A 25,172-nucleotide genomic window follows, 5' to 3' on the forward strand; every position below is an offset into this window, starting at 1 on the left:
CTGGTGCGCGGCCGGCGTCAGGTTCTGCGCTGACGGGCGATTTCGGCGAGCACCACACCGGCGGCCACGGAGGCGTTCAGCGATTCGGTCGGGCCGGCCATCGGCACCGATACCACCTCATCGCAGGTCTGCCGCACCAGCCGGGACAGCCCCTTGCCTTCCGAACCGACGACCACCACGATCGGGTCGCTGCCGTCCAGGTCGTCGATGGCGGTGTCGCCGCCGGCATCCAGGCCCACCACCCGCACGCCGCGATCGGCCCAATCCTTCAGGGCTCGGGTGAGATTGGTGGCCCGCGCGACCGGCATCCGGGCAGCCGCCCCGGCGCTGGTGCGCCACGCTACCGCCGTCACCGAAGCCGAACGACGTTGTGGGATTAGCACGCCGTGGCCGCCGAAGGCCGCCACCGAACGCACGATGGCGCCGAGGTTGCGCGGGTCGGAGATGTTGTCCAACGCGACCAGAAGCGCTGGCGGCGTATCCAATGCGGCAGCCAGCAGATCATCGGGATGGGCGTAGTTGTACGGCGGCACCTGCAGCGCGATGCCCTGATGAAGATGGTTGGCGGTCATCCGGTCCAAATCGGTCCGGGGCACTTCGAGAATCGGAATTCCGGAGTCGGCGGCTCGAGAGACGGACTCGGTCAGTCGCTCGTCCGCTTCGACACCAAGCGCGACGTAGAGCGCCGTCGACGGCACGCCGGCCCGCAGGCATTCCAGCACCGGGTTGCGGCCCAGCACGGTTTCGGTTTCGTCAGTGCGGCCTCGGGCCGGCCGGCGCTGCTGCGCTTTGGCCCGCTTCGCGGCGGGATGGTTGGGCCGCATGTGTGCCGACGGCGTGGGACCGCGCCCTTCCAGACCACGACGGCGCTGGCCGCCGGACCCGACGCTGGTGCCCTTCTTGGTGCCCGACTTGCGTATCGCTCCCCGGCGCTGAGAATTACCAGCCATCTACTTACCGTCACCACCCAACAGCCACTGCGGTCCGTCGGCGGTATCGGTGACCTCGATACCGGCGTTCTTGAGGCGGTTGCGAATCTCATCGGCCAGCGCCCAGTTGCGCTCTTCGCGCGCCTTCTGGCGGTTCTCCAACTCGGCCTGGACCAGCACGTCGACGGCCGCCAACGCGGCCGACGTCTCGTCCCGAGATTCCCAGCGTTCGTCGAGCGGGTCGCAGCCCAGGATGCCCATCATCGCGCGAATTGAGCTTGCGCTTTGCAGCGCTGCATCGTGGTCCCCGGCGTCGAGCGCGCGGTTGCCTTCGGCGCGGGTGTGGTGAATTTCGGCCAGCGCGATCGGGACCGAAAGATCGTCGTCGAGCGCTGCGGCGAATCGCGGCGTCCAATCACCCACAACGACGGCACCGACCCGGCTGCGCACCCGGTGCAGGAACTCCTCAACCCCGACGTAGGCGTTCACCGCGTCCTGCAGGGCGATATCGGAGAACTCGAGCATCGACCGATAGTGAGCGCTACCCAGGTAGTAGCGCAATTCGGCCGGGCGGACCCGCTGCAGCATGGTCGGAATCGCCAACACGTTGCCCAGCGACTTGCTCATCTTTTCCCCGCCCATGGTCACCCACCCGTTGTGCAACCAATAGCGGGCGAACCCGTCGCCGGCGGCCCGGCTCTGCGCAATCTCATTCTCGTGATGGGGAAAGATCAAATCCATCCCACCGCAATGGATGTCGAACTGTGCGCCGAGGTAAGTGCGAGCCATGGCGGAGCATTCCAGGTGCCAGCCCGGGCGCCCGCGGCCCCATGGCGTCGGCCAGGACGGCTCGCCCGGTTTCGCACCCTTCCACAAGGTGAAATCGCGCTGGTCACGCTTACCGGTCGCCACCCCCTCGCCCTGATGGACGTCGTCGACCTTGTGCCCGGACAGCTGGCCGTAATCGGGATAGCTCAGGACATCGAAATAGACGTCGCCACCACCGGCATAGGCGTGGCCCCGTTCGATCAGCCGCTCGATCAGCTCAACCATCTGAGTCACGTGGCCGGTGGCCCTGGGCTCCGCTGAAGGCGGAAGGACGTCCAGCGCGTCGTAGGCCGCGGTAAACGCACGCTCGTAGGTGGCGGCCCATTCCCACCACGGGCGCTCGGCAGCGGCTGCCTTGTTGAGGATCTTGTCGTCGATGTCGGTCACATTGCGGATGAAGGCGAGGTCAAAACCCCGCGCCATCAGCCAGCGCCGCAGGATGTCGAAGGCAACCCCGCTGCGGACGTGACCGATGTGGGGAAGACCCTGCACCGTCGCTCCGCAGAGGTAGATGGAGACGTGGCCCTCGCGCAGCGGAACGAAATCACGCACGGCACCTGCCGCCGTGTCATGTAGCCGCAAGCCGGCACGTTCGGTCACGGCGTGCCAGCTTACTGCCTGCGCGATATGCGATGGCGGCAAGCGTCGCGCTGAGCCCTACTGGGATCCCAGCGGATCACGCAGGGAAACCACCAATGCCGTCGCGATCGCGGCCAAACCTTCGCCGCGTCCGGTCAGGCCAAGTCCGTCAGTGGTGGTGGCCGATACCGACACCGGGGCGTTGAGCAATCGGGACAACACCGCCTGGGCCTCGTAACGTCGCCAGCCGATCTTCGGCCGGTTGCCGACCACCTGCACGGAGGCGTTGCCGACCCGATAGCCGTGCTGCGTGATCAGCTCGACCACATGACGCAGCATGGTGGCGCCGCTGACCCCTTCCCAGCGTGGATCACCGACGCCGAACACGTCACCGATGTCGCCCAGCCCGGCCGCCGACAACACGGCATCACACAGCGCATGCGCGGCGACGTCCCCGTCGGAATGCCCGGCGCAGCCGTCGGCGCTCGGGAACAGCAGCCCCACCAGCCAGCATGGTCTTCCGGGCTCGATCGGGTGAACGTCAACACCCAGGCCCACTCGGGGTAGGCCGTTCACCCGCGCACAACCGCGTGGGCCAGCAACAGATCGAGACGGTTGGTGATCTTGAACGCCAGCGGGTCGCCGGCAACCACGTGCACCTGCCCACCGACATGCTCAACCAGCGATGCGTCATCGGTGAAGGCGGAGACGCCCGCGTGTCGGTAGGCGCGCAGCAGCAGTTCGGTGGAGAACCCCTGCGGGGTCTGCACCGCCCTCAGCCCCGCGCGTTCCGGCGTACCCCGAACCACCCCATTGGCATCCACAGCCTTGATTGTGTCAGTGAGCGGCAGCACCGGTACGACCGCGGCATGGCCAGCCCGCAACATGTCGACCAACCGCACGACCAGTGCCGGCGGCGTCAGCGCCCGCGCAGCGTCATGGACAAGTACGAATTCCGGCGAGACGCCGGCAGACAAGGCGGACAAGGCCCGGCTCACACTTTCGGTGCGATCGGCGCCGCCGGCCACAATGGTGGCCTCGCGGCCCAGGATCAGCTTTGCCTCGTCGGTGCGATCTGGGGGTACCGCCACCACGACGGTGTCCACCACCCCGGATTCGAGCAAGCCCCTGACGGCTCGCTCAACCAGAGTTTGACCTTCGAGTTGATAGAACGCCTTAGGCACGCCAGCCGCGAGCCGCTGACCCGACCCTGCGGCCGGAACAATCGCGGCGACGCCCTGGGTTCCCCCGGCCACCTAACGACTCGGGATATCAGGAAGCGGCGGCCAAAACCTCGTCGAGGATTGTTTCCGCTTTAGCGTCATCGGTGCTTTCGGCCAGAGCCAGTTCGCCGACCAGAATCTGGCGGGCTTTTGCCAGCATGCGCTTCTCGCCGGCCGACAGACCGCGCTCCTGGTCGCGACGCCACAGATCGCGAACCACCTCGGCCACCTTGTTTACATCGCCCGAAGCGAGTTTCTCCAGGTTGGCCTTGTAACGACGGGACCAGTTGGTCGGCTCTTCGGTGTGCGGGGCGCGCAGCACCTGGAAGACTTTGTCGAGGCCTTCCTGACCGACGACATCGCGAACTCCGACGTACTCAGCGTTCTCAGCGGGCACTCGAACCGTCAGGTCGCCCTGCGCCACCTTCAAGACGAGATACTCTTTTTGTTCCCCTTTGATGGTCCGGGTTTCGATCGCCTCGACTAACGCAGCACCGTGGTGTGGGTAGACAACGGTGTCACCGACCTTGAAGATCATCTGATTTAGGCCCCTTTCGTCACTCCATGCTAACACGCCCCCCTAACGACTGCGGTCCAACGGTGCAGGTCAGGGGCATCGCGGCTCAACATTGGGGGTTGACAGGAGGTGCAAAACGTGCATCGTCCAGCCCTGTTCGCGGCCGCTTCGACGACCCCCGACACGCCCACAGCCAGCGAACATGTGACCGCCCACCCAAACCCGACAACCGGGAAGACATCCCGTCTCACTACGGCTGGACCAAGCCGAGGCTCACCACCCCGGCGGCCCTGGTCGGGGCGCCGATCACGCGGGTCTGGCGCCAACCATCGCGACGCCACGACGGCGCCGAGGCCGCCTGCGCTACCGTCCGCGGCGGCTACCTACTACTGTGCATAGTCGAATCGGTGTCAGTACGCCGTCATGTGATCGACGATGCTCCGAACCCAGCGGGAGGCTTCGAGTGAACCTGTTCAAAATCCGCCTCGTATCGGTCGGCCTGGTCGCTCTGACTGCCACCCTGCTCAGCGGTTGTGGAGCGGGTCAGATCTCGCAAACCGCGTCGCAGGAGTCGGCGGTCAACGGCAACAGGCTCACCATCAACAACGTCGCGCTGCGCGACATCCGCATCCAGGCCCTCCAACGGACCAGTGATTTCCTGCGTCCCGGCCACAATGTGGACTTGGTGCTGGTGGCAGTGAACCAGTCACCGGATTTGTCGGATCGGCTCGTCAGCATCACCAGCGACATCGGCAAGGTCACGATGACCGGCGACGCTCAACTACCGGCGGGCGGCATGTTGTTCATCGGCACACCGGACGGCCAGCTCGTCGCACCGGGTCCGCTGGACTCGAATGAATCGGCCAAGGCCACCGTCGCGTTGGCCAAGCCGATCACCAACGGTCTGATGTACAACTTCACCTTCAACTTCGAGAAGGCCGGGCAGGGCTCGGTGATGGTGCCCATTTCCGCGCCGTTGGCCGAGCCGCACGTGGAAGCCGCCGAGCCAGACAAGCACTAAGCGTCCGGCCGGCTGTCAGACCCAGCCGATACGGTCACCGCGTGGCCAACGCACGTTTGCAATACCGCTGCGCGGACTGCCGGTATCTCACCGCCAAGTGGGTGGGGCGATGCCCGGAGTGCAGCAGCTGGGGCACCGTCGAAGAAGTGTCCGTTCTCAGCGCAGTCGGCGGAGGCAGTCGCCTGGGTCGCCGGGAGCACGGTCCGGCGGTACCGACGTCGCAGGCCGTTCCGATAAGTTCCGTCCAGCCCAATCTCAGCCGGCACCGCCCTACCGGCATCGACGAACTCGACCGGGTGCTCGGCGGCGGTGTGGTGCCGGGTTCGGTGACGCTGCTGGCCGGCGAGCCCGGTGTCGGCAAGTCGACGCTGCTGCTCGAAGTGGCCCACCGCTGGGCGCAGTCGGGGCAACGCGTTTTGTACATCTCCGGCGAAGAGTCCGCGGGGCAGATCCGGCTGCGCGCCGACCGGATCGGCTGCGGCGGCCCGGCGGCCCCCGATATCTCCGAGGTCTCAGCGATCGACAACAGCGCGGAGATCTATCTGGCCGCCGAATCCGACCTGCACGCGGTCTTGGACCACATCGACACGGTTGGGTCGGCATTGGTGATCGTCGACTCGGTACAGACGATGTCCACCAGCGAGGTCGACGGCGTTACCGGCGGGGTGACACAGGTGCGCGCCGTCACCGCCGCGCTCACCGCGGCGGCCAAGTCCAATGGCTTCGCGCTGATTCTCGTCGGGCACGTCACCAAGGATGGAGCCATCGCCGGCCCCCGCTCGCTAGAACACCTGGTCGACGTCGTGCTGCACTTCGAAGGCGACCGCAACGGCGGGTTGCGAATGGTCCGTGGCGTCAAGAATCGGTTCGGCGCGGCTGACGAGGTGGGTTGCTTCCTGCTGCACGATAACGGGATCGAGGGCGTAGCCGATCCGTCCAACCTGTTCCTGGATCAACGCCCCACACCGGTTCCCGGCACCGCGATCACGGTGACCCTGGATGGAAAGCGCCCCCTTATCGGGGAAGTCCAGGCGTTGCTGGCGACGCCGAACGGCGGGGCACCCAGACGCGCTGTCAGCGGGATCGACCATGCCCGGGCCGCCATGATCAGCGCCGTCCTGGAAAAACACGCGCGGCTGGCACTGGCCGTCAACGACATGTATCTGTCCACCGTCGGCGGGATGCGGTTGACCGATCCCTCATCGGATCTGGCCGTCGCGATCGCACTGGCCTCGGCGTATGCGAACCTGCCGCTACCCACCACCGCGGTGATGATCGGCGAGGTCGGCCTGGCGGGCGACCTGCGGCGGGTCAACGGGATGGACCGGCGCCTGGCCGAGGCCGCCCGGCAGGGATTCAACATCGCACTGGTCCCGCCCGGCTGCGAGGCGGTGCCGGCGGGCCTGCGCACGCTCTGCGCGCCCACAATCGTGGCCGCACTCGAGCACATGATCGACATCGCCGACCACCGCAGCGCCCCTTCGGCGAAGGTGCATCGGCTAGACACCTCCCACTAGCGGCGGACGCATAGCAGAATGCACGCTGTGAATCGTCCGACACTTCGTGAGGCTGTTGCCCGGCTGGCGCCCGGCACGGGGCTACGGGACGGCCTAGAGCGCATTCTGCGCGGCCGCACCGGAGCCCTGATCGTGCTGGGCCACGATGAGAACGTCGAGGCCATCTGCGACGGCGGGTTCCCCCTCGATGTGCGCTATGCGCCCACCCGGTTACGGGAACTGTGCAAAATGGACGGCGCCGTGGTGCTGTCCACCGATGGCAGCCGGTTCATCCGGGCCAACGTGCAGCTAGTTCCGGACCCGTCGATACCCACCGACGAATCGGGCACCCGCCACCGTTCGGCGGAACGGGCCGCCATCCAGACCGGCTATCCGGCGATTTCGGTGAGCCACTCGATGAACATCGTGACCGTCTACGTCGGCGGTGAGCGACACGTGCTGAGCGATTCGGCCACCATCCTGTCGCACGCCAACCAGGCCATCGCGACCCTGGAGCGGTACAAGACCAGGCTCGACGAGGTCAGCCGGCAGCTATCCCGCGCGGAGATCGAGGATTTCGTGACGCTGCGCGACGTGATGACGGTGGTGCAGCGACTCGAGTTGGTGCGGCGAATCGGCATCGAGATCGACAACGACGTGGTCGAACTCGGCACCGATGGGCGACAACTGCGGCTGCAGCTCGAGGAGTTGCTCGGCGACAACGAAACCGCCCGGGAGTTGATTGTCCGGGATTACTACGCCAACCACGAACCGCTGGCCACCGCACAGATCACCGCGACCCTCGACGAGCTGGATGCCATCACCGACACCGAGCTACTCGATTTCAACGCGCTGGCGAAGATCTTCGGATATCCGTCCACCACCGAGGCGCAGGACTCGGCGCTGAGCCCGCGCGGCTACCGCGCCATGTCGGGCATCCCGCGGCTGCAGTTCAGCCATACCGACCTGCTGGTCCGGGCCTTTGGCAGCCTGCAGGGCTTGCTCGCGGCCAGCGCCAGCGACCTGCAATCGGTGGAAGGCATCGGCTCGACGTGGGCCCCTCACGTCCGAGAGGGGCTATCGCAGCTGGCCGAGTCGACGATCGCCGACCAGTGACGTGCGCCCGCCTACCCGCCCTGGGCGGGCGGCGCCTCGGGCGGTGGCGCCAAAGCCGGGCCGGGAGCCGGTAACGGACCGGGAGGCTGCGGCGCAGGATTCAAGATGAATGGAACCGGCTGCGACCGCAGGTTACCCAGCTGCACGACCAGGTTGTAGGTTCCGGGCCCAATCGCGGGCCTCGGCAATGGGCACTTGGGCGCCGATCCCATCCCGGTCCACGTCACCGCGGTAGTCACCTGCTCACCGGGGGCAAATGTCTTGACCAAGGTCTCATTGGATGGCGCGCAGTCCAGGTTGGACCACAACCGCTTGTTGTCCAGCGAGTACACGTAGGCCGCGAGCACCGCGGCGCCCACGTCCCGCTTGCAGGCCACCAGCCCGATATTGGTGACGACCATGGTGAACTTCGGCTGGTCACCGATGTAGTACTGGGGCGCGTTCGTCAGACCCTTGACGGCCAACGTGGAATCCGGGCAGTCGTCGCCCTCCTTGAGCACCGGCGGCGGTTGTACCGCGGCGGTGGGGGTGGGTGTCTCCGGATTCTGCCCCTGCGGCGGCGCGCCCGGAGCATTACCTTCGGTCTGCCCGGCCGGTTGCGGCGCTTGCGGCGCACTTGACCCCGGATGGTCTTGCGCACCCGCCGGTTTATCGGCATTGGCAGGCTTGGCGCCCGCATTACTCCCGACGAAGGCGATCACAGCGGCGACGGCCACCCCGATCACTACGACCGCGATGCCCAGGGCCAGTCCCCTGCGCCGCCAGTAGATCTCGGTGGGTAGCGGGCCACGCGGTTCCAGATCCAGCACATTCACACCGTAGGCCCAGGTCACGCCGACTCGTTTGACCCGACTCGGCGTGTCGCCGGGTTAGCTGGGGAACGGCCATGTTAGGGGCTCTCCAAGACGTGCCCTAACCGCCCCTATGCGCCGATATCACCGACATGGTCGCGCAGCACCGCCTGTCCGTCGGAAAGCTGGTAGGTGACCCCCACGATGGCCAGCGTGCCCGCCGCGACTCGCTTCGATATCGCCGTCGACCGCGCCATCAGCTGGGCAACCGTCTCCTGAATGTGGCGCTGTTCGAACTCGTCGACCCGCTTCAGGCCGTCCCGCCGACCCATCAGAATCGACGGAGCCACCCGCTCCACCACGTCCCGCACGTAACCACCGGGCACGCTGCCCTCGTTGATCGCCGTCAAAGCCGCGTTGACGGCCCCGCAGCTGTCATGGCCGAGCACGACCACAAGCGGCACGTTGAGCACCGTAACCGCGTACTCGATGGAGCCCAACACGGCCGAGTCGATGACGTGACCGGCGGTGCGGACCACGAACATGTCGCCCAGGCCCTGGTCGAAGATGATCTCGGCGGCCACGCGGCTGTCCGCGCACCCGAAGATGACCGCCGTCGGCTTCTGCCCGGAAGCCAGGCTGGCACGGTGATCGACGCTTTGACTGGGGTGCAGGGGCTTGCCGGCGACGAATCGCTCGTTACCCTCACTGAGTGCTTTCCAGGCGGTTATCGGATTGGTGTTGGGCATGCCAGCCATTGTGCCGCAACCTTCGATGACCTGCCCCGAACACATACCGGCCACTAATCTTGTCGCCTGGTATGAGCGTTGTTGCCGCGACCTGCCCTGGCGGGCGCCCGACGTGAGCCCGTGGCAGATCCTGGTCAGCGAGTTCATGCTGCAGCAAACCCCGGTATCGCGGGTGCTGTCGATCTGGCCGGACTGGGTGCGGCGCTGGCCCACCGCATCGGCGACGGCGACGGCGACGGCCGCCGATGTGCTGCGCGCCTGGGGCAAGTTGGGTTATCCACGGCGGGCCAAGCGCTTGCATGAATGCGCCATGGTCATCGCCGGTGACCACGACGACGTGGTTCCCGACGACGTCGATACCCTGCTGACCCTGCCCGGCGTCGGGAGCTACACCGCACGAGCGGTGGCCTGCTTCGCGTACCGGCAGCGGGTTCCGGTGGTGGACACCAATGTCCGGCGGGTGGTGGCCCGAGCCGTCCATGGCCGCGCCGAAGCGGGTTCACCGTCGGCCACCCGGGACCATGCCGAGGTGTCCGCACTGCTGCCCGACGACGAGCTGGCGCCGCGGTTTTCGGTGGCCCTGATGGAGCTGGGTGCGACGGTGTGTACCGCCCGGGCGCCGCGATGCGGACAGTGCCCGCTTGCCGAGTGCGCCTGGCGGCGGGCCGGCTATCCGCCCGCAACCTGCCCGGCCCGGCGCGTTCAGACCTACGCCGGAACCGATCGCCAAGTGCGCGGACGGCTGCTAGATGTGTTGCGCGACAACAATGGGCCGGTCACTCGTGCGCAGCTGGACGTGGCGTGGCTGACCGATACCGCGCAGCGGGACCGGGCGCTGTACTCGCTGCTGGCCGATGGCCTGGTCACCCAAACTGCCGATGGGCTCTTCGCCCTGGCCGGCGAAGAGTAGGAGCTCGTTACCGAACGCGCTCGGCGGCCAGGAACGCCTCGACAGCCTGCCGATACGCCAGCTGCGCCTCGTCGTGGACCAGATGTCCGGCCTCGGGAACATGCAGATATTTAGTTGACCGGTCGACTTCGGCCATCGCAAGCATCTGGCCCGGCGGCGTCACGGAGTTTCCGGCCTCGATCAGAAGCGCCGGCTGCCGCACCGCCCGCCATTGTGCCCAGTAGTCGCGCGTACCCCATTCAGCGGCGATCTGGATCCACCGCGAGGTGTGCCCATGCAGGCGCCACCCCGTGGCCGTGCGGTCGAAGGCTTCCAGAAAGTACTGCCCGGCAAGCGGCCCGAATTCCGCGAATACCTGATCGGCCGAATCGAATTCAACGGGAAGTGCGTGCAACCACGGCTCCCACGGGCCGGTGGTGCGGCCGACGAAATCCGGCGCCATGTCCTCGACCACCAACGCCGACACCAGCCCGGGACGCTCAGCGGCCAAACACCACGAATGCAGGGCACCCATCGAATGTCCGACCAGCCTGGCCGGCCCGCCCAGCTCGGCCACCGCCTCACCCAGGTCGGCCACGAAACGTTCGGTGCTGATCGGATACGGATCGTCGACGTCGCGGCCGCGGTGCCAGGGCGCGTCGTAGGTATACACGGCACCGAGGCGAGTCAGCCACGGCAGCTGACGCGACCAAGTGCTGCCCCGGCCCATCAGCCCGTGCACCAGGACCAACGGCTCTCCCTCTCCGCCGTGATAGGTCAACAGATCGGTGGGCATAGACCTATCTTGCGCGGCGTGCCGACGCTTGAGCCAGGCGCGGTAACCTAGCCGAATGCCAGTGGTGAAGATCAATGCAATCTCGGTGCCGGCCGGCGCTGGCCCCGAACTGGAAAAGCGCTTCGCCCACCGCGCGCACGCGGTGGATAACTCTCCGGGCTTTCTCGGCTTTCAATTACTGCGTCCAGTCAAGGGTGAAGACCGCTACTTCGTGGTGACACACTGGGAGTCTGATGAAGCGTTCCAGGCTTGGGCGAACGGGCCCGCCAAAGAAGCTCATGCCGGCGAACGGGCCAATCCCGTGTCAACCGGCGCCTCGCTATTGGAATTCGAGGTTGTGCTCGACGTTGCAGGGAACACGCCGGCTGACTAGCCGGCGCCGCAACCGGCTGCGCCGCGCGACGGTGCTCACCGCCGCCGCGGCGCTGGTGCTGACGCTGACACCTGGGTGCTCGTCCTCGCCAACCCCATCGGCCAACGCGGCCAACCCGCAGCGCCGGATCGACACCGTGACTCCACCGGGTCTGCGCGCCCAGCAGACCATGGACATGCTCAATTCGGACTGGCCGATCGGCCCGGCCGGAGTGGCCACGCTGGCCGCGCCCAGCAAGGTCGACTCGGTCGAAGCCACCATGGAGGGACTCTGGTGGGACCGGCCGTTCGCCCTCGACAGTGTGGACATCAGCGCCAGCGTGACAACGCTGCACCTGACCTCCTCCTACGGCGCGCGACAGGACATCCGCCTGCACACCGATGACGGCGGCTGGGTGGACCGGTTCGAACTCGAGACGCTTCCCCCACCGACAATCACCGCCTGGCGCGACGTCGATGCCGTATTGAGCAAGACCGGCGCCCGATACTCCTACCAGGTGTCCAAGGTCGAAAAGGGACAGTGCACTCGAGTCGCGGGCACCAACACCAACCAACCTCTACCCCTGGCATCGATTTTCAAGTTGTACGTGCTGCATGCCCTGGCGGATGCAATCAAGAGCGGCACCGCATCCTGGGACGACCAGCTGACCGTTACCGCCAAGAGCAAGGCCGTCGGCTCCTCTGGCCTGGAATTATCTCCCGGCGACCATGTTTCGGTACGCCGGGCGGCCGAGAAAATGATCGCCAATAGCGACAACATGGCCACCGACTTGCTGATCGGGCGGCTGGGCAAGCACACCATCGAGCAGGCGCTGGCCACCGCCGGCCATCACGATCCGGCCAGCATGACTCCTTTCCCCACCATGTATGAGCTGTTCTCGGTGGGTTGGGGTCAACCCGATCTGCGGGAGCAATGGAAGCAGGCGTCTGCGCAACAGCGAGCGGCATTACTCGAACAGGCCGATTCGACTCCGTACCGCCCCGATCCGACTCGTGCCCACACCCCGGCCTCAAACTACGGTGCCGAATGGTATGGCAGCGCCGAGGACATCTGCCGGGCCCACCTGGCACTGCAGGCCGATGCGGTCGGTCCCGCCGCACCGGTGCGAAAGATCCTGTCCGCCGTCGCGGGCATTGCGCTAGACCGCAACTACTGGCCCTACATCGGCGCGAAAGCCGGTGGTCTGCCGGGAGACTTGACCTTCAGCTGGTATGCGGAGGACAAGACCGGGCAACCGTGGGTGGTGAGCTTCCAGCTGAACTGGCCGCGTGACCATGGACCGAATGTGACCGGATGGATGCTGCAGGTCGCCAAGCAGGTCTTCGCGCTCGTCGCTCCCGAATAGCGGTCCATACCGCGGCTGCGAACCGCTGGGCGGCAAGCGAAATTCGGGCGGTTCGCAGACCCCGCAGTCGGTCTTTGACGCCCCATCGGGCGACCTGGACTATTCCCTCGCCGATGTTGGATCCGCTCATCTTTGAGGCACCGACCTCCCGCTCGGTGAAGGTAATCGGCACCTCCACCACGGCGAAGCCGGCATTGAGGCTGCGCCAAGTCATTTCAACTTGGAAGCAATAGCCCCTGGATTCGAGAGTGTCGAGGTCGAGTGCCTCGAGCACCTCGCGGCGATAGGCCCGATAGCCACCGGTGATGTCATAGACACCGACACCCAGTATCAACCGCAAGTACGTATTGGCCGCCTTGGACAACACGCGCCGTCGCCGTGGCCAGTTGCGTACCGTCCCGCCGCGCACATATCGGGACCCGATGGCCAGATCGGCGCCCGCCTCAACAGCCTCCAACAGTCGGTGCAGCTGTTCGGGAGCGTGGCTACCATCGGCGTCCATCTCGACTAGCACCGAGTAATTGCGCTGCATACCCCAGACGAAACCCTGCAGGTAGGCCGCGGCCAGACCGTCCTTGACGTTGCGGTGCAACACGTATGTGCAGCCGGGGTCGGCGGCGGCCAGCTCGTCAGCGAGTTGGCCAGTGCCATCCGGACTTTCGTCATCAACGACAAGAACATGCACGTCTGGGCAGGCATCCTTGACGCGCCGGTGGATCAGGGGCAGGTTCTCCCGCTCGTTGTACGTCGGGATTATCACCAGGACCCGCCGGCTCCGACCAGTGCCCGAATTCTCATGCGGGTCTCGCTCGTGGGTCATTTGCCTCCTTCAGCTGGCCCGATGGCCGAGGCCGCCACCGACACCGCAACGTCGTCGCGGACCTCACCGCGCGCGGGCAACAGGAATGCGACCACGACCGCGCCGACCGCGGCGAAAACCGCACACGCCAGACAACCGACGCCAAAGCTTTCCAGGAATGCCGATTCGACGGCATGCCGGATGGCTGGCGCCTCCCCGACGGGGAGTTGGTCGAGCACCTGCTTGGCTGCCGCCATCGACTGCCGCATCGCGGCACGCGCCGCCGGATCGAGGCCATGTAACGCCGCATTACTGCTCATCGACCTCAGGTAGACCGATGCGAAGACGCTGCCCACGATGGCCACTCCCAGGCATGCCCCGAGTTGGCGAGCCACCCCGGTCACCGCCGACCCGACACCGGCGGCGGTCGGGCTCAATGAACCCATGATCGCCTCACTGGCCGGGGCCATGGTGAGGCCCAGTCCGCTGCCGAGCGCGGCCATCACCGCCGCGATCAGCCAATACGGCGTGCCGGCGTCGAAGCCACCCGCGCAGGCCACGGAAACCGCCACCATCACAAGGCCACTGGTGACCACTGCGGTGGTACCCACCCGTTCGACAATGCGCGGAGCGCTGACACTGAGGCCCGCATAGGAGAACGCAAGCGGCACCAGCCGCACTCCCGTATCGAACGCGCGGTAGGCAGCCACAAATTGGAGGTACTGCGTGGCAACGAAGATGAAGCCGCACATCACCAGATAGGCGGTTGTGACAGCCGCGGTCCCTCCGGAGAACCGGCGGTTCGCGAAGATCGACAGATCAAGAATTGGGTGCCAAGTTCTTCGCTCCAACCAGAGGAACACCGCGAGCAAGACGACCGCGAGCGCAAAGCCCGCAGCGGTTCTCGCACTGGCCCAGCCGATGTTGGGCGCCTCGATGAGCGTGTAGGTCAAGACGGTGACGCCGACGGTCGATACGAGCAGACCCGGCAGGTCAAGTGGTGGGCGATCGGGCTTGCGCGAAGTTGGTACAAACATATTTACGCTGACTATGGCGACGACCGCGATCGGTACATTTACCCAAAAGATCGAGCCCACCGAGAAGTGCTCTATCAGCCATCCGCCCAGAAATGGCCCAATAACCACCGCGATGCCAGTGACCGCCGACCAGACTCCAATTGCTCTGGCGCGGTGCGTCGAATCAACGAATACATTTGTGACCAGCGCCAGCGATGTCGGAAAGATGATCGCGGCACCGACCCCCATCACCGCGCGTGCCCCGATGACCGCTTGCGCCGAGCCGGCACTGGCGGCCACCGCAGACGAGGCGCCGACAATGACAAGGCCGATTGTGAGCCAGCCGCGCCTGCCATAGCGATCGCCTAGATTGCCTGCCGCCAAGAGCAATCCGGCCGCAGCAATCGCATATGAATCGACGATCCACTGCAGTTCGGCGTTGCTGGCCTGCAACGCACGAGACAACGTGGGCAGCGCGACATTGACGATGGTCAAATCGATAGATGCGATGAAGCTGCCCAAAACGATGACACCCAGTACCAACTTCGGACGAACATTGCCGCGGTTCATGGATACCCCAGGGCTCCGGCGTTGTTGATTAGCAGGCTTGTGAGCTGGGTTGATGATCTTTGGTGCCGCGCTATTGGGGCCGGAGTGTAGGCACGGGCTATCTGGAGAACGATCGAGTTGGTTACTGTTCGTCGTTGGTCTGGAGTTGCCCGTGCCTACCGTTTCAGTATTGCCTGTGTCTCAGTATTGCCTGTGTCGTCGGTTCCAGAGGTGTTCGACCGCTGGAGTCCTGGTGAGCGCAGTGAGCTCATCGGATCGGAGTTTCTCGATGTGTTGGCCTCGGTGCCAGACCCGAGGGACCCACGCGGTCGGAGGTATTCGCTGATGGCTTTGTTGGCGATCGCGGTTCTGGCCACTGCCGCGGGGATGCGCGGCTATGCTGGTTTTGCCACATGGGCGGCCACCGCTCCCGATGATGTGTTGGCCTAATTAGGGGTCCGGTTCCGGCGGCCCAGTGAGAAGACCTTCCGCGCTGTTTTGTCTCGGCTAGACCCCGCCGACCTCAACGCCAGGATGGGCAGTTACTTCACTGCACACGTGGCCAGCAGCGACCCCAGTGGATTGGTGCCGATCGCGTTGGACGGCAAGATGCTGCGTGGTGCTTTACGCGCCAAAGCGACAGCCACGCATCTCGTGTCGGTGTTCGCCCACCGTGCCCGATTGGTGCTCGGTCAACTCGCTGTCGCCGAGAAAAGCAATGAAATTCCCTGCGTACGTGCCCTGCTCACGCTGCTGCCGGGTAGCTTGCGGTGGCTGGTCACCGTGGATGCGATGCATACCCAGGTCGTCACCGCGAAGTTGATCTGCGCCACCTTGAAGTCGCACTACCTGATGATCGTCAAGTCCAACCAAGCCAAAATACTTGCGCGTATCACCGCGCTGCCCTGGGCCGAGGTGCCCACAGCCGCTACCGACGACTCCCGCGGCCACGGCCGTGTCGAGACCCGCACCCTGCAAATCATCACCGCTGCACGAGGAATCGGCTTCCCCTACGCAAAACAAATCATCCGGATCACTCGTGAACGCTTGATCACCGCCACCGACCAGCGCAGCGTGGAGGTGGTCTATGCCATCTGCAGCCTGCCGTTCGAGCACGCCCGCCCTACCGCGATCATGACCTGGATGCGTCAACACTGGGGAATCGAGAACAACCTGCACTGGATACGCGACGTCACCTTCGACGAAGACCGTCAAAGGGCACATACCGGAAACGGCGCACAGGTCCTAGCAACGCTACGCAACACCGCGATCAATCTGCACCGCCTCAACGGCGCCGACAACATCGCCGAAGCCTGCCGGATCACCGCATTGACCGCCAACCGCCGCCTAGACCTCCTCAATCCACAATTCCCCAGCTCACAAGCCTGCTAATCAACAACGCCGGAGCCCTGATGGATACCCGAATCCCGGACACTTCGTCGGGGACAGCCCCGCGAAACGGCCGCACGCTCGGGGCATCACGCCACCCGCACGGTCATCAGCTCAGCCAGGGCCAGCAAATCCTCCGCCGCGGTCGGCTCTGGTTCGGCGGCAGCCAGAGCGTCAAGAGCCAGGCCGCGATGCCGCAGCGCCTCGCCCTCCGCCCAAGCCCGGCCACCCGCATCCTCAATCAAGTCAGCGGCGTAGGACAGCTCATGATCGCTGAGGGCCTCAGTGCCGCCAAGCAGGGTTTCCAGCTTGGCGCCCGCCGCCGTACCAGAGGACAGCGCGGCTACCACCGGCAACGACTTTTTTCTCGACTGCAGATCGGAGAACACGGGTTTGCCGGTAACCGATTCACTGCCCCAGATTCCGAGAATGTCGTCGACCAGCTGAAAAGAGAGTCCCAAGTGGCGACCGAACTGCGCGTACTGGTCGGCAACAAGACTGTCGGCGCCGGCCGCAAGCGCACCCAATTGACACGCCACGCCGAACAGAGCGCCCGTCTTCTGTTGTGCCATTTCAAGACATTCGCGCAACCAGGCTTTGGTGCGTTGCTCGAAGGCGAGGTCGGCGGATTGGCCGGCGCACGACTCCAGTGCCGCTTTGCGTAACGCCGAGCCCGAGGCCCCCTCGTGAACCAAGTCCAACGCCAGCACCAGCAGCGCGTCACCGGTGAGTATCGCCATCGGTACGCCGTAGACCACCCACGCCGCCGGGCGATGCCGCCGAGTTACGTCACCATCCATGATGTCGTCGTGCAGCAACGAACAATCGTGCACCAACTCGACCGCTACCGCAGCTGGAATCGCGGCATCCATTGCCCCGCCAGCTGCGCGCACGCAGGTAATCGACAGGGCCGGCCGAACAGCCTCGCCATGGCGCACCGAACTATCGCGCCCATCGGGTTCCCACCAGCCGATATGAAACCCTGCCAGGGCTCCGGCGTTGTTGATTAGCAGGCTTGTGAGCTGGGGAATTGTGGATTGAGGAGGTCTAGGCGGCGGTTGGCGGTCAATGCGGTGATCCGGCAGGCTTCGGCGATGTTGTCGGCGCCGTTGAGGCGGTGCAGATTGATCGCGGTGTTGCGTAGCGTTGCTAGGACCTGTGCGCCGTTTCCGGTATGTGCCCTTTGACGGTCTTCGTCGAAGGTGACGTCGCGTATCCAGTGCAGGCTGTTCTCGATTCCCCAGTGTTGACGCATCCAGGTCATGATCGCGGTAGGGCGGGCGTGCTCGAACGGCAGGCTGCAGATGGCATAGACCACCTCCACGCTGCGCTGGTCGGTGGCGGTGATCAAGCGTTCACGAGTGATCCGGATGATTTGTTTTGCGTAGGGGAAGCCGATTCCTCGTGCAGCGGTGATGATTTGCAGGGTGCGGGTCTCGACACGGCCGTGGCCGCGGGAGTCGTCGGTAGCGGCTGTGGGCACCTCGGCCCAGGGCAGCGCGGTGATACGCGCAAGTATTTTGGCTTGGTTGGACTTGACGATCATCAGGTAGTGCGACTTCAAGGTGGCGCAGATCAACTTCGCGGTGACGACCTGGGTATGCATCGCATCCACGGTGACCAGCCACCGCAAGCTACCCGGCAGCAGCGTGAGCAGGGCACGTACGCAGGGAATTTCATTGCTTTTCTCGGCGACAGCGAGTTGACCGAGCACCAATCGGGCACGGTGGGCGAACACCGACACGAGATGCGTGGCTGTCGCTTTGGCGCGTAAAGGCACCACGCAGCATCTTGCCGTCCAACGCGATCGGCACCAATCCACTGGGGTCGCTGCTGGCCACGTGTGCAGTGAAGTAACTGCCCATCCTGGCGTTGAGGTCGGCGGGGTCTAGCCGAGACAAAACAGCGCGGAAGGTCTTCTCACTGGGCCGCCGGAACCGGACCCCTAATTAGGCCAACACATCATCGGGAGCGGTGGCCGCCCATGTGGCAAAACCAGCATAGCCGCGCATCCCCGCGGCAGTGGCCAGAACCGCGATCGCCAACAAAGCCATCAGCGAATACCTCCGACCGCGTGGGTCCCTCGGGTCTGGCACCGAGGCCAACACATCGAGAAACTCCGATCCGATGAGCTCGCTGCGCTCACCAGGACTCCAGCGGTCGAACACCTCTGGAACCGACGACACAGGCAATACTGAAACGGTAGGCACGGGCAACTCCAGACCAACGACGAACAGTAACCAACTCGATCGTTCTCCAGATAGCCCGTGCCTACACTCCGGCCCCAATAGCGCGGCACCAAAGATCATCAACCCAGCTCACAAGCCTGCTAATCAACAACGCCGGAGCCCTGGAAACCCTGCGCAAAGCCGCAGCTCAGGCGAGAGATTATCGATCACAGCTCGCTGCTTCGGTTCAATAAGCAGTCGAATATCGTTCAGCAATAACGTAATCCGCGCGGGAGTTGTCGAAGCCCGAACCGGACGCGCCATTTGCGACATCGCCACCGCCCTCCTGGATTGATCTCAGAAGGGGCCCAATCGGCCCATTAACAAGCCTAAAATTTACAACAGTGTCGATAAGCTACCACGGTCTATTCACCCGCGCTTTCCAACCAACCTTGGATGGTCGCGACGCACGAAATCCGGCCGCGCAACCGCAGCCACAGCTCCGAACCGATTGTTGGAGTGGCCAATTGCGCAGGGCGGGTAGATCGGGGACTTTCCAACCCGCTAAAGGCGCAGTGTCCAGCGCCGATCGCGGTAATGCAGCGCTATCCGACTTAACGGTGCAACATCGATGCGCCAGAACGACTTCGGGCAGCCGTCGAGGGCAACTAGAATTGCTGCCCTGATTACGGCGGGATGGGTCACCGCGACCGTATTTCCTTGTAACGACGCCAACCATCCGGCGACCCGATCAATCAACTCGAGAATCGACTCACCGCCGTGCGGCGCTTGCCCGGGATCACTCAGCCACGCCGTAAGGTCAGCGGGCGCAATGTCGGCCAGCCTCGAACCGCGCCAATGCCCACAATCCAGATCGGCCAGCCGCGGCTCGGTGACCGCTCGCAGTCCCAGCAGCTCCGCGCTTTGACAGCAACGCCGCTCGGGCCCGGCGTATTGCCGCGAGTCGCGGTTGCTCTCCAATGGCGCCGCCCATCGGCGACCAGTGTGGTTGAGCGGCTCGTCGTCGGGAAAGCGGCCGACGGCCATCGCGTCGGTCATCCCATGCGACACCAGGATCAACCGCGTGACATCGGTCATCGAACAGTCACGCCGCGGCGCTTTGCACCCGTCCGCTATCGGCCCGCTCGTCCAGCCCTCGCCCTACCAGCACCGAGAAGACCAGTCCGATGGATGCCCACAACACCAGTTGGGTTCCCAGCGAGACCAACCTGAACTCGTAGAGGACATCGGCGGGAAAGCCCTGGGGTATCTCGGCAACAGTCGGCAGGATCGCCATGACCACCGTGACCGCAACCAGGTACGCACCGGCCGCAAGCAACCCGGCATTGAACATGTCCATCCGCATCGAGAGCCACCGCACCAGATAGACGGCCACGATTGACAACATCACCGACGCCACCACCATGACCAGGTACCACAGGGTGCGTGCACCGATGGTGTCCGCTTGACCGACCGCCGGCGGGTTGGGCGGATACTTCACGAACGGGACCAGATACACCACGGTGAAGGCCAGCGCCGCTAGCCGAATCGAAAGCACCCGCGGTGCGGGGCTTGCCGACGAGTTTCCCACGCGTCCGTACACCAGACAAAACACAACGGCGAAAAGGGCTCCCACCGCGAGGCCGAAAATCAGGACTCCGAAACCCAATCCAGCGTTGGCCTGCACGCCGCGGCTGAACAATTCCGCACCGTGCTCGTGCACCCCGTGAGCGTGCGCAGCTTCGGTGCGGGCGTCTTCGAATTCGACAGCCCGGCCGATGATGGGTTCGCCGAACAGCCGGGCGAACACGAACGCCAACACGGCACCCACCGCCCCCGCCAGCAGACCTCGTGCGATCAGCCGCCGCTCCACGTTAGCCGCCCGGCTCAGTGGCACGGGAAGCCGAGCAAATGCCTGGCGTCGTGGAATAACTCATGAACGTGGGTATCGCCGCCCACCAGCGATACCGCCCCTTGATCGATGCCGACGAAATAGATCGCCAACAGCGCCAGGACAGCCGTGGCGGCCAGCCACACCGCTGCGCTTCCCGCCGATAGGTCAACCGAACCGGCCTGGGCGGCCTGAGAGTTCGCCACGGTCAACTCCTTCTGGGGATCTCGCGCCCCACTTGGGTAGCCGATGACGGGCGCCGGGTCTGACTAGACAGTGGCGCGACCGTTCTGGAATTTCACCAGATTCCGTCGCCCATCAACAACAATGAAACAACACCGGCCAGTGTAAACTGGTAGTTCCCAGGGGTCGATCGACAAAATCAGCCCGGCTGGCCGTGCGCCCCGTCCGCGCCTGAACCCCCGGGTTGTCCGTAACTGCCATGGGATCCAGACATGCCCCTGCGCGATCCACTTCCGGGGCCCCCACCGTCGCCCCAATGACCGCCGTCGCCACCACCGCCACCGGTACCGCCCTCGCCGCCAAGCCCGGGGTTACCCGAGTGCCCTAGCAGACCTCCCGCGCCGCCCGCACCACCGTTGCCGCCATCGCCGCCGGCTCCGCCGGTCCCGCCAGTGCCGCCGTCGCCACCGGTATTGCCATTGCCGCCGGCAAATTCCGAGTCTCCGCCGGCACCGCCGGCGCCGCCCAGACCGCCGCTACCGCCGGCCGTGCTGGCGGCCCCGCCGGCACCGCCGCCCACTCCGGAGGTGGCGCTGTTGTAGCCGCTACCGCCGCTGCCGTACAAGAACCCCCCGTCATACCCATCGGGGTGCGATGCGGTTCCCGCGGCACCGTCGCCGATCAGCCCCGGCCCCAGCAGGGCCTGCGTGGGTGCGTTGATCAACCCCAACACGTCCTGCTGCACGGTTTGTAGCGTCGAACTGTTGGCCGACTCCACACCGGCATACCAATTTGCGCCGGCGTTCAAGGCCTGCACGAACTGGTCATGAATGGCCGCCATGTCGGCGCCCAGCACCTGATAAGCCTGGGCGTAGCGGGAGAACAGGGACGCAACGACCGTCGAGACCTCATCGGCACCGGCGGCAAGCACTTCGGTGGTCGGAGCCGCCGCCGCGGTGTTGGCCCCGCTGTTCGCCGACCCAATCTGCGCCAAGTCCGTTGCTGCGGCCGCGATGATCTCCGGTGTGGCAAAAACTAGCGGCATGGCTCGCCTCCTCGGCACATGACGCAACCCAGCATCGGCCTGATCACTGCCGGATAGATCAATAGAAACGTATCGCCATGTCCCGCCGCGACATGCGGAGCTTCAACGAACTTTCAGGAAATCGGAAGCAGCTCGCAACGTCCGCTTAACATGTGACGGGCCTGCCAGAGGCAAGCCCGTCACATGTTTTCAGAGTGTTCGGTTACTGCTCGGTGGGCCCAGGTCCCCCGGCGCTGTGTGCTCCGGCCTTTGCCAGGTCCGGCTCACTCGGCGGCTTGCGGGTACCGGTGAACGTAAATTTCGCGTCCTCACCGGCGCCCTCGCCGTCCCAGTTGTCGACGTCGACGGTGACGACCTGTCCCGGACCGACCTCCTCAAAGAGGATCTTCTCCGAGAGCTGGTCCTCGATCTCACGCTGAATGGTTCGCCGCAGCGGACGAGAACCCAAGACCGGGTCGAAACCGCGCTTGGCCAGCAGCGACTTTGCCTTGTCGGTCAGCTCGAGCGCCATGTCCTTGCTCTTGAGCTGGTTGGCGACGCGGCCGATCATCAGGTCGACCATCCGGATGATCTCGTCGCGAGTCAGCTGGTGGAAGACGATGATGTCGTCGATGCGGTTAAGGAACTCCGGCCGGAAGTGCTTCTTGAGCTCGTCGTTGACCTTCTGCTTCATCCGCTCGTAGTCGTTCTCGCCGCCAGTCTGGCTGAACCCGAGGCCGACGGGCTTGGAAATATCGGATGTCCCCAGATTCGACGTGAAGATCAGCACGGTGTTCTTGAAGTCGACCGTGCGGCCCTGGCCGTCGGTGAGCCGGCCGTCCTCGAGGACCTGCAACAGACTGTTGTAGATCTCCTGGTGTGCCTTCTCGATCTCATCGAAGAGCACCACGCTGAACGGCTTGCGCCGCACCTTCTCGGTGAGCTGGCCGCCCTCTTCGTAGCCGACATATCCGGGCGGAGCACCGAAGAGCCGGGACGCGGTGAACCGGTCGTGGAACTCGCCCATGTCGATCTGGATGAGCGCGTCGTCGTCACCGAACAAGAAGTTGGCCAGCGCCTTGGACAGCTCGGTCTTACCGACACCGGACGGGCCGGCGAAGATGAACGATCCCGACGGGCGCTTCGGGTCCTTCAGCCCGGCGCGGGTGCGGCGGATCGCCTTGGAGACCGCCTTGACCGCGTCTTCCTGGCCGATGATCCGCTTGTGCAGCTCATCTTCCATCCGCAGCAGGCGGGTGGTTTCCGCCTCGGTGAGCTTGAACACCGGGATGCCAGTCCAGTTGCCCAGCACTTCGGCGATCTGTTCGTCATCGACTTCGGCGACCACGTCGAGATCGCCCGAACGCCATTGCTTTTCACGCTCGGCACGCTGCGCCACCAGTTGCTTCTCCCGGTCGCGCAGGCTCGCCGCTTTCTCGAAGTCCTGGGCGTCGATCGCCGATTCCTTCTCCCGGCGCGCGTCGGCGATCTTCTCGTCGAACTCGCGCAGGTCTGGCGGCGCGGTCATGCGACGGATCCGTATCCGGGCGCCCGCCTCGTCGATCAGGTCGATCGCCTTGTCCGGCAGGAACCGGTCGTTGATGTAGCGGTCGGCCAGCGTCGCGGCGGCCACCATCGCGGAATCGGTGATCGACACGCGGTGGTGCGCCTCGTAGCGGTCCCGCAGGCCCTTGAGGATCTCGATGGTGTGCTCGACCGTCGGCTCCCCCACCTGCACCGGCTGGAAACGGCGCTCCAGCGCGGCGTCCTTCTCGATGTACTTGCGGTACTCGTCGAGGGTGGTGGCACCGATCGTCTGCAGCTCGCCGCGAGCCAGCTTGGGCTTGAGGATGCTTGCGGCATCGATCGCGCCCTCGGCGGCACCCGCCCCGACCAGCGTGTGCAGCTCGTCGATGAACAGGATGATGTCGCCGCGGGTATTGATCTCCTTGAGCACCTTCTTCAGGCGTTCCTCGAAGTCACCACGGTAGCGCGAACCCGCGACCAGCGAGCCGAGGTCCAGCGTGTAGAGCTGCTTGTCCTTCAGCGTCTCGGGCACCTCGCCGTGCACGATGGCCTGCGCCAGGCCCTCGACCACAGCGGTCTTGCCCACGCCGGGCTCGCCGATGAGCACCGGGTTGTTCTTGGTGCGCCGGGAGAGCACCTGCATGACCCGCTCGATTTCCTTCTCGCGGCCGATGACCGGGTCCAGCTTGCCTTCCATGGCAGCCGCGGTCAGGTTGCGGCCGAACTGGTCGAGAACCAGCGACGTGGAGGGAGAGCCGGACTCCCCTCCCCGGCCGCCGGTGCCTGCCTCGGCGGCCTCCTTGCCCTGGTAGCCGCTCAGCAGCTGGATCACCTGCTGGCGCACCCGGGTCAGTTCGGCGCCCAGCTTGACCAGCACCTGGGCGGCCACACCCTCGCCCTCGCGAATCAGGCCGAGCAGGATGTGCTCGGTACCGATGTAGTTGTGGCCGAGCTGCAGCGCCTCGCGCAGGCTGAGTTCGAGCACCTTCTTGGCGCGCGGAGTGAACGGGATGTGCCCGGACGGTGCCTGCTGGCCCTGGCCGATGATCTCTTCGACCTGGCTGCGCACACCTTCCAGCGAGATCCCGAGCGACTCCAGCGACTTGGCCGCAACGCCTTCGCCTTCATGGATTAGCCCCAGCAGAATGTGCTCGGTGCCGATGTAGTTGTGGTTCAGCATCCGGGCCTCTTCTTGCGCCAGGACAACGACCCGGCGGGCACGGTCGGTAAAACGTTCGAACATCGGCGGTTACCTGCTCTCCCTCATCGGTACTTTGGTCGGTCCTGAACCAGTCCAGCTCGGCCCCGCGTACCTGCAGTCCACTGTAATGGTCGGCCTGCCAGGCTTCATAACAACCTTGCAGTGCCGTGCGGTTCCCGGCTGCAACTCCGGTGTGGGGCCCGAATCACCCGAATCAGATACACCCGTGACCCAGACCCGGCGCCCGAGAAGCCGCGCCGGCCTCGTTTTTTTCCTGCTACAACAGAACCGCAACACGTTAACGAGGAAAACCGCCGAAGTGTTTCCCGTGTCGGCCGAAGATCGGTTTCGCCACGAGCGAAAATGACATAGCACCGTCGCCCAGGCTTAGCCTGGGCGACGGTAATAGATCGAGATCGCTATGAACCGGCAGCGTGGAATGCGTCGATGACGTCGGCCGGGATACGGCCACGGGTCGACACATTGTGCCCATTACGGCGTGCCCATTCCCGGATGGCTGCGCTTTGCTCGCGGTCGATAGCGCCGCGGCCACGTCCGGATCCCGAACGCCCACGTCGCCGGCCACCGACGCGCCGACCCGCCGCAACCCATTGCTTCAGATCACCGCGCAGTTTCGCGGCATTCTTGGAAGAAAGGTCAATCTCGTAGGTCACCCCGTCAAGCCCGAATTCAACCGTTTCGTCAGCAGCACCGGCACCGTCGAAATCGTCGACCAAGGTGACGGTAACTTTCTTAGCCATTGGCTTACCCTC

The 25,172-nt window shown here is 65.1% G+C and carries 23 protein-coding genes and 3 pseudogenes; 8 read left to right on the plus strand and 18 right to left on the minus strand.

Features of this window, described 5'->3' with window-relative positions:
- Nucleotides 1–17: 17 nt before the first annotated feature.
- From rlmB to carD, 5 genes are read right to left on the minus strand one after another with little or no spacing between them, the layout of a single operon-like run.
- The gene (rlmB, locus tag CKW46_RS00275) at nt 18–950 is read right to left on the minus strand and encodes a 23S rRNA (guanosine(2251)-2'-O)-methyltransferase RlmB (protein ID WP_011741799.1); all 933 of its coding nucleotides are present in this window, start codon (nt 948–950) and stop codon (nt 18–20) included.
- Nucleotides 951–2,357, minus strand: a complete 1,407-nt coding sequence (cysS, locus tag CKW46_RS00280; protein WP_117437628.1) for a cysteine--tRNA ligase — start codon at nt 2,355–2,357, stop codon at nt 951–953.
- 57 nt (nt 2,358–2,414) lie between these two features.
- Entirely contained in the window at nt 2,415–2,912 is a 498-nt protein-coding gene (gene ispF / locus CKW46_RS00285; RefSeq protein WP_012396603.1) for a 2-C-methyl-D-erythritol 2,4-cyclodiphosphate synthase, read from the minus strand.
- The gene (ispD, locus tag CKW46_RS00290) at nt 2,909–3,592 is read right to left on the minus strand and encodes a 2-C-methyl-D-erythritol 4-phosphate cytidylyltransferase (protein WP_117437629.1); all 684 of its coding nucleotides are present in this window, start codon (nt 3,590–3,592) and stop codon (nt 2,909–2,911) included. Before ispD ends, ispF begins: the two co-directional genes overlap by 4 nt.
- 16 nt (nt 3,593–3,608) lie before the next feature.
- Nucleotides 3,609–4,097 (minus strand): RNA polymerase-binding transcription factor CarD, encoded by a 489-nt coding sequence (gene carD / locus CKW46_RS00295; protein WP_003419482.1) that lies wholly within the window; start codon nt 4,095–4,097, stop codon nt 3,609–3,611.
- Nucleotides 4,098–4,539: 442 nt separating this feature from the next.
- On the opposite strand from carD, the gene CKW46_RS00300 reads away from it, so the two are divergent.
- The 3 genes from CKW46_RS00300 to disA are packed head-to-tail and all read left to right on the plus strand — an operon-like array spanning nt 4,540 to nt 7,709.
- A complete protein-coding gene (locus tag CKW46_RS00300) occupies nt 4,540–5,097 on the plus strand; it encodes a copper chaperone PCu(A)C domain-containing protein (protein WP_012396605.1) in 558 nt (185 codons plus the stop codon).
- Between the two features lie 41 nt (nt 5,098–5,138).
- Nucleotides 5,139–6,614: a DNA repair protein RadA gene (radA, locus tag CKW46_RS00305; RefSeq protein WP_482052644.1), complete on the plus strand. Its 1,476-nt coding sequence runs from the start codon at nt 5,139–5,141 to the stop codon at nt 6,612–6,614.
- An 18-nt stretch (nt 6,615–6,632) separates the two neighbouring features.
- Nucleotides 6,633–7,709, plus strand: a complete 1,077-nt coding sequence (gene disA / locus CKW46_RS00310; protein WP_015357441.1) for a DNA integrity scanning diadenylate cyclase DisA — start codon at nt 6,633–6,635, stop codon at nt 7,707–7,709.
- A gap of 11 nt (nt 7,710–7,720) precedes the next feature.
- Here disA and CKW46_RS00315 read toward each other — a convergent pair whose 3' ends face one another.
- Nucleotides 7,721–8,518, minus strand: coding sequence for a hypothetical protein (locus CKW46_RS00315; protein WP_085979928.1), 798 nt, complete (start codon nt 8,516–8,518; stop codon nt 7,721–7,723).
- 113 nt (nt 8,519–8,631) lie between these two features.
- Entirely contained in the window at nt 8,632–9,249 is a 618-nt protein-coding gene (locus CKW46_RS00320; protein ID WP_117437632.1) for a carbonic anhydrase, read from the minus strand.
- Between CKW46_RS00320 and CKW46_RS00325 the strand changes: the two genes are divergently transcribed.
- Nucleotides 9,248–10,159, plus strand: coding sequence for an iron-sulfur binding domain-containing protein (locus tag CKW46_RS00325; protein ID WP_036426184.1), 912 nt, complete (start codon nt 9,248–9,250; stop codon nt 10,157–10,159). The genes CKW46_RS00320 and CKW46_RS00325 overlap by 2 nt on opposite strands.
- A gap of 7 nt (nt 10,160–10,166) precedes the next feature.
- Here the strand turns inward: CKW46_RS00325 and CKW46_RS00330 are convergent, their stop codons facing one another.
- Nucleotides 10,167–10,934, minus strand: a complete 768-nt coding sequence (locus CKW46_RS00330) for an alpha/beta fold hydrolase (RefSeq protein WP_012396611.1) — start codon at nt 10,932–10,934, stop codon at nt 10,167–10,169.
- A gap of 55 nt (nt 10,935–10,989) precedes the next feature.
- On the opposite strand from CKW46_RS00330, the gene mhuD reads away from it, so the two are divergent.
- Both mhuD and CKW46_RS00340 read left to right on the plus strand, forming a co-directional pair.
- A complete protein-coding gene (gene mhuD / locus CKW46_RS00335) occupies nt 10,990–11,307 on the plus strand; it encodes a mycobilin-forming heme oxygenase MhuD (protein WP_012396612.1) in 318 nt (105 codons plus the stop codon).
- Nucleotides 11,282–12,652, plus strand: a complete 1,371-nt coding sequence (locus CKW46_RS00340; RefSeq protein ID WP_482052645.1) for a serine hydrolase — start codon at nt 11,282–11,284, stop codon at nt 12,650–12,652. Before mhuD ends, CKW46_RS00340 begins: the two co-directional genes overlap by 26 nt.
- 64 nt (nt 12,653–12,716) lie before the next feature.
- On the opposite strand, the pseudogene CKW46_RS00345 reads toward CKW46_RS00340, so the two are convergent.
- Nucleotides 12,717–13,430 (minus strand): annotated as a pseudogene (locus CKW46_RS00345) (polyprenol monophosphomannose synthase); the annotation flags it as partial.
- A gap of 38 nt (nt 13,431–13,468) precedes the next feature.
- Complete coding sequence (locus CKW46_RS00350) at nt 13,469–15,037, minus strand: MFS transporter (protein ID WP_117437635.1); 1,569 nt, start codon at nt 15,035–15,037, stop codon at nt 13,469–13,471.
- Nucleotides 15,038–15,089: 52 nt separating this feature from the next.
- Between CKW46_RS00350 and CKW46_RS00355 the strand changes: the two genes are divergently transcribed.
- Nucleotides 15,090–15,362, plus strand: a complete 273-nt coding sequence (locus CKW46_RS00355) for a transposase (protein ID WP_499018591.1) — start codon at nt 15,090–15,092, stop codon at nt 15,360–15,362.
- Nucleotides 15,248–16,408: pseudogene (locus tag CKW46_RS00360) on the plus strand (ISAs1-like element IS2404/ISMul1 family transposase). The gene CKW46_RS00355 and the pseudogene CKW46_RS00360 overlap by 115 nt, the downstream one beginning before the upstream one ends.
- A gap of 86 nt (nt 16,409–16,494) precedes the next feature.
- On the opposite strand, the gene CKW46_RS00365 reads toward CKW46_RS00360, so the two are convergent.
- From CKW46_RS00365 to lsr2, 8 genes and pseudogenes are all read right to left on the minus strand, one after another.
- On the minus strand, nt 16,495–17,298 hold the full coding sequence (locus CKW46_RS00365) for a polyprenyl synthetase family protein (RefSeq protein ID WP_499018593.1): 804 nt from the start codon (nt 17,296–17,298) through the stop codon (nt 16,495–16,497).
- A 113-nt stretch (nt 17,299–17,411) separates the two neighbouring features.
- Nucleotides 17,412–18,615: pseudogene (locus CKW46_RS00370) on the minus strand (ISAs1-like element IS2404/ISMul1 family transposase).
- Nucleotides 18,616–19,137: 522 nt separating this feature from the next.
- Nucleotides 19,138–19,671 (minus strand): histidine phosphatase family protein, encoded by a 534-nt coding sequence (locus tag CKW46_RS00375; protein ID WP_012396617.1) that lies wholly within the window; start codon nt 19,669–19,671, stop codon nt 19,138–19,140.
- A 7-nt stretch (nt 19,672–19,678) separates the two neighbouring features.
- Nucleotides 19,679–20,446: a CbtA family protein gene (locus tag CKW46_RS00380; protein WP_117436457.1), complete on the minus strand. Its 768-nt coding sequence runs from the start codon at nt 20,444–20,446 to the stop codon at nt 19,679–19,681.
- Nucleotides 20,447–20,460: 14 nt separating this feature from the next.
- Nucleotides 20,461–20,670 carry a CbtB domain-containing protein gene (locus CKW46_RS00385; RefSeq protein WP_117436458.1) on the minus strand — a complete coding sequence of 70 codons (210 nt, stop codon included), beginning with the start codon at nt 20,668–20,670 and terminating at the stop codon, nt 20,461–20,463.
- 176 nt (nt 20,671–20,846) lie between these two features.
- A complete protein-coding gene (locus CKW46_RS00390) occupies nt 20,847–21,692 on the minus strand; it encodes a PE family protein (RefSeq protein WP_117436456.1) in 846 nt (281 codons plus the stop codon).
- Between the two features lie 202 nt (nt 21,693–21,894).
- Nucleotides 21,895–24,441, minus strand: coding sequence for an ATP-dependent protease ATP-binding subunit ClpC (clpC1, locus tag CKW46_RS00395; RefSeq protein ID WP_015357450.1), 2,547 nt, complete (start codon nt 24,439–24,441; stop codon nt 21,895–21,897).
- Between the two features lie 377 nt (nt 24,442–24,818).
- Nucleotides 24,819–25,160: a histone-like nucleoid-structuring protein Lsr2 gene (lsr2, locus tag CKW46_RS00400; protein WP_011741818.1), complete on the minus strand. Its 342-nt coding sequence runs from the start codon at nt 25,158–25,160 to the stop codon at nt 24,819–24,821.
- Nucleotides 25,161–25,172: the final 12 nt, after the last annotated feature.

The organism is Mycobacterium liflandii (assembly GCF_022354805.1).
Taxonomy (GTDB): Bacteria; Actinomycetota; Actinomycetes; order Mycobacteriales; family Mycobacteriaceae; genus Mycobacterium; species Mycobacterium marinum.

Coding starts and splice junctions, on each gene's coding strand:
- CKW46_RS00375 (WP_012396617.1), bottom strand. CDS start 19,671: ATGACCGATGTCACGCGGTTGATCCTGGTGTCGCATGGGATGACCGAC.
- carD (WP_003419482.1), bottom strand. CDS start 4,097: ATGATCTTCAAGGTCGGTGACACCGTTGTCTACCCACACCACGGTGCT.
- CKW46_RS00320 (WP_117437632.1), bottom strand. CDS start 9,249: ATGCCCAACACCAATCCGATAACCGCCTGGAAAGCACTCAGTGAGGGT.
- mhuD (WP_012396612.1), top strand. CDS start 10,990: ATGCCAGTGGTGAAGATCAATGCAATCTCGGTGCCGGCCGGCGCTGGC.
- CKW46_RS00355 (WP_499018591.1), top strand. CDS start 15,090: ATGATCTTTGGTGCCGCGCTATTGGGGCCGGAGTGTAGGCACGGGCTA.
- disA (WP_015357441.1), top strand. CDS start 6,633: ATGCACGCTGTGAATCGTCCGACACTTCGTGAGGCTGTTGCCCGGCTG.
- clpC1 (WP_015357450.1), bottom strand. CDS start 24,441: ATGTTCGAACGTTTTACCGACCGTGCCCGCCGGGTCGTTGTCCTGGCG.
- CKW46_RS00390 (WP_117436456.1), bottom strand. CDS start 21,692: ATGCCGCTAGTTTTTGCCACACCGGAGATCATCGCGGCCGCAGCAACG.
- CKW46_RS00330 (WP_012396611.1), bottom strand. CDS start 10,934: ATGCCCACCGATCTGTTGACCTATCACGGCGGAGAGGGAGAGCCGTTG.
- CKW46_RS00325 (WP_036426184.1), top strand. CDS start 9,248: ATGCCAGCCATTGTGCCGCAACCTTCGATGACCTGCCCCGAACACATA.
- rlmB (WP_011741799.1), bottom strand. CDS start 950: ATGGCTGGTAATTCTCAGCGCCGGGGAGCGATACGCAAGTCGGGCACC.
- CKW46_RS00350 (WP_117437635.1), bottom strand. CDS start 15,037: ATGAACCGCGGCAATGTTCGTCCGAAGTTGGTACTGGGTGTCATCGTT.
- lsr2 (WP_011741818.1), bottom strand. CDS start 25,160: ATGGCTAAGAAAGTTACCGTCACCTTGGTCGACGATTTCGACGGTGCC.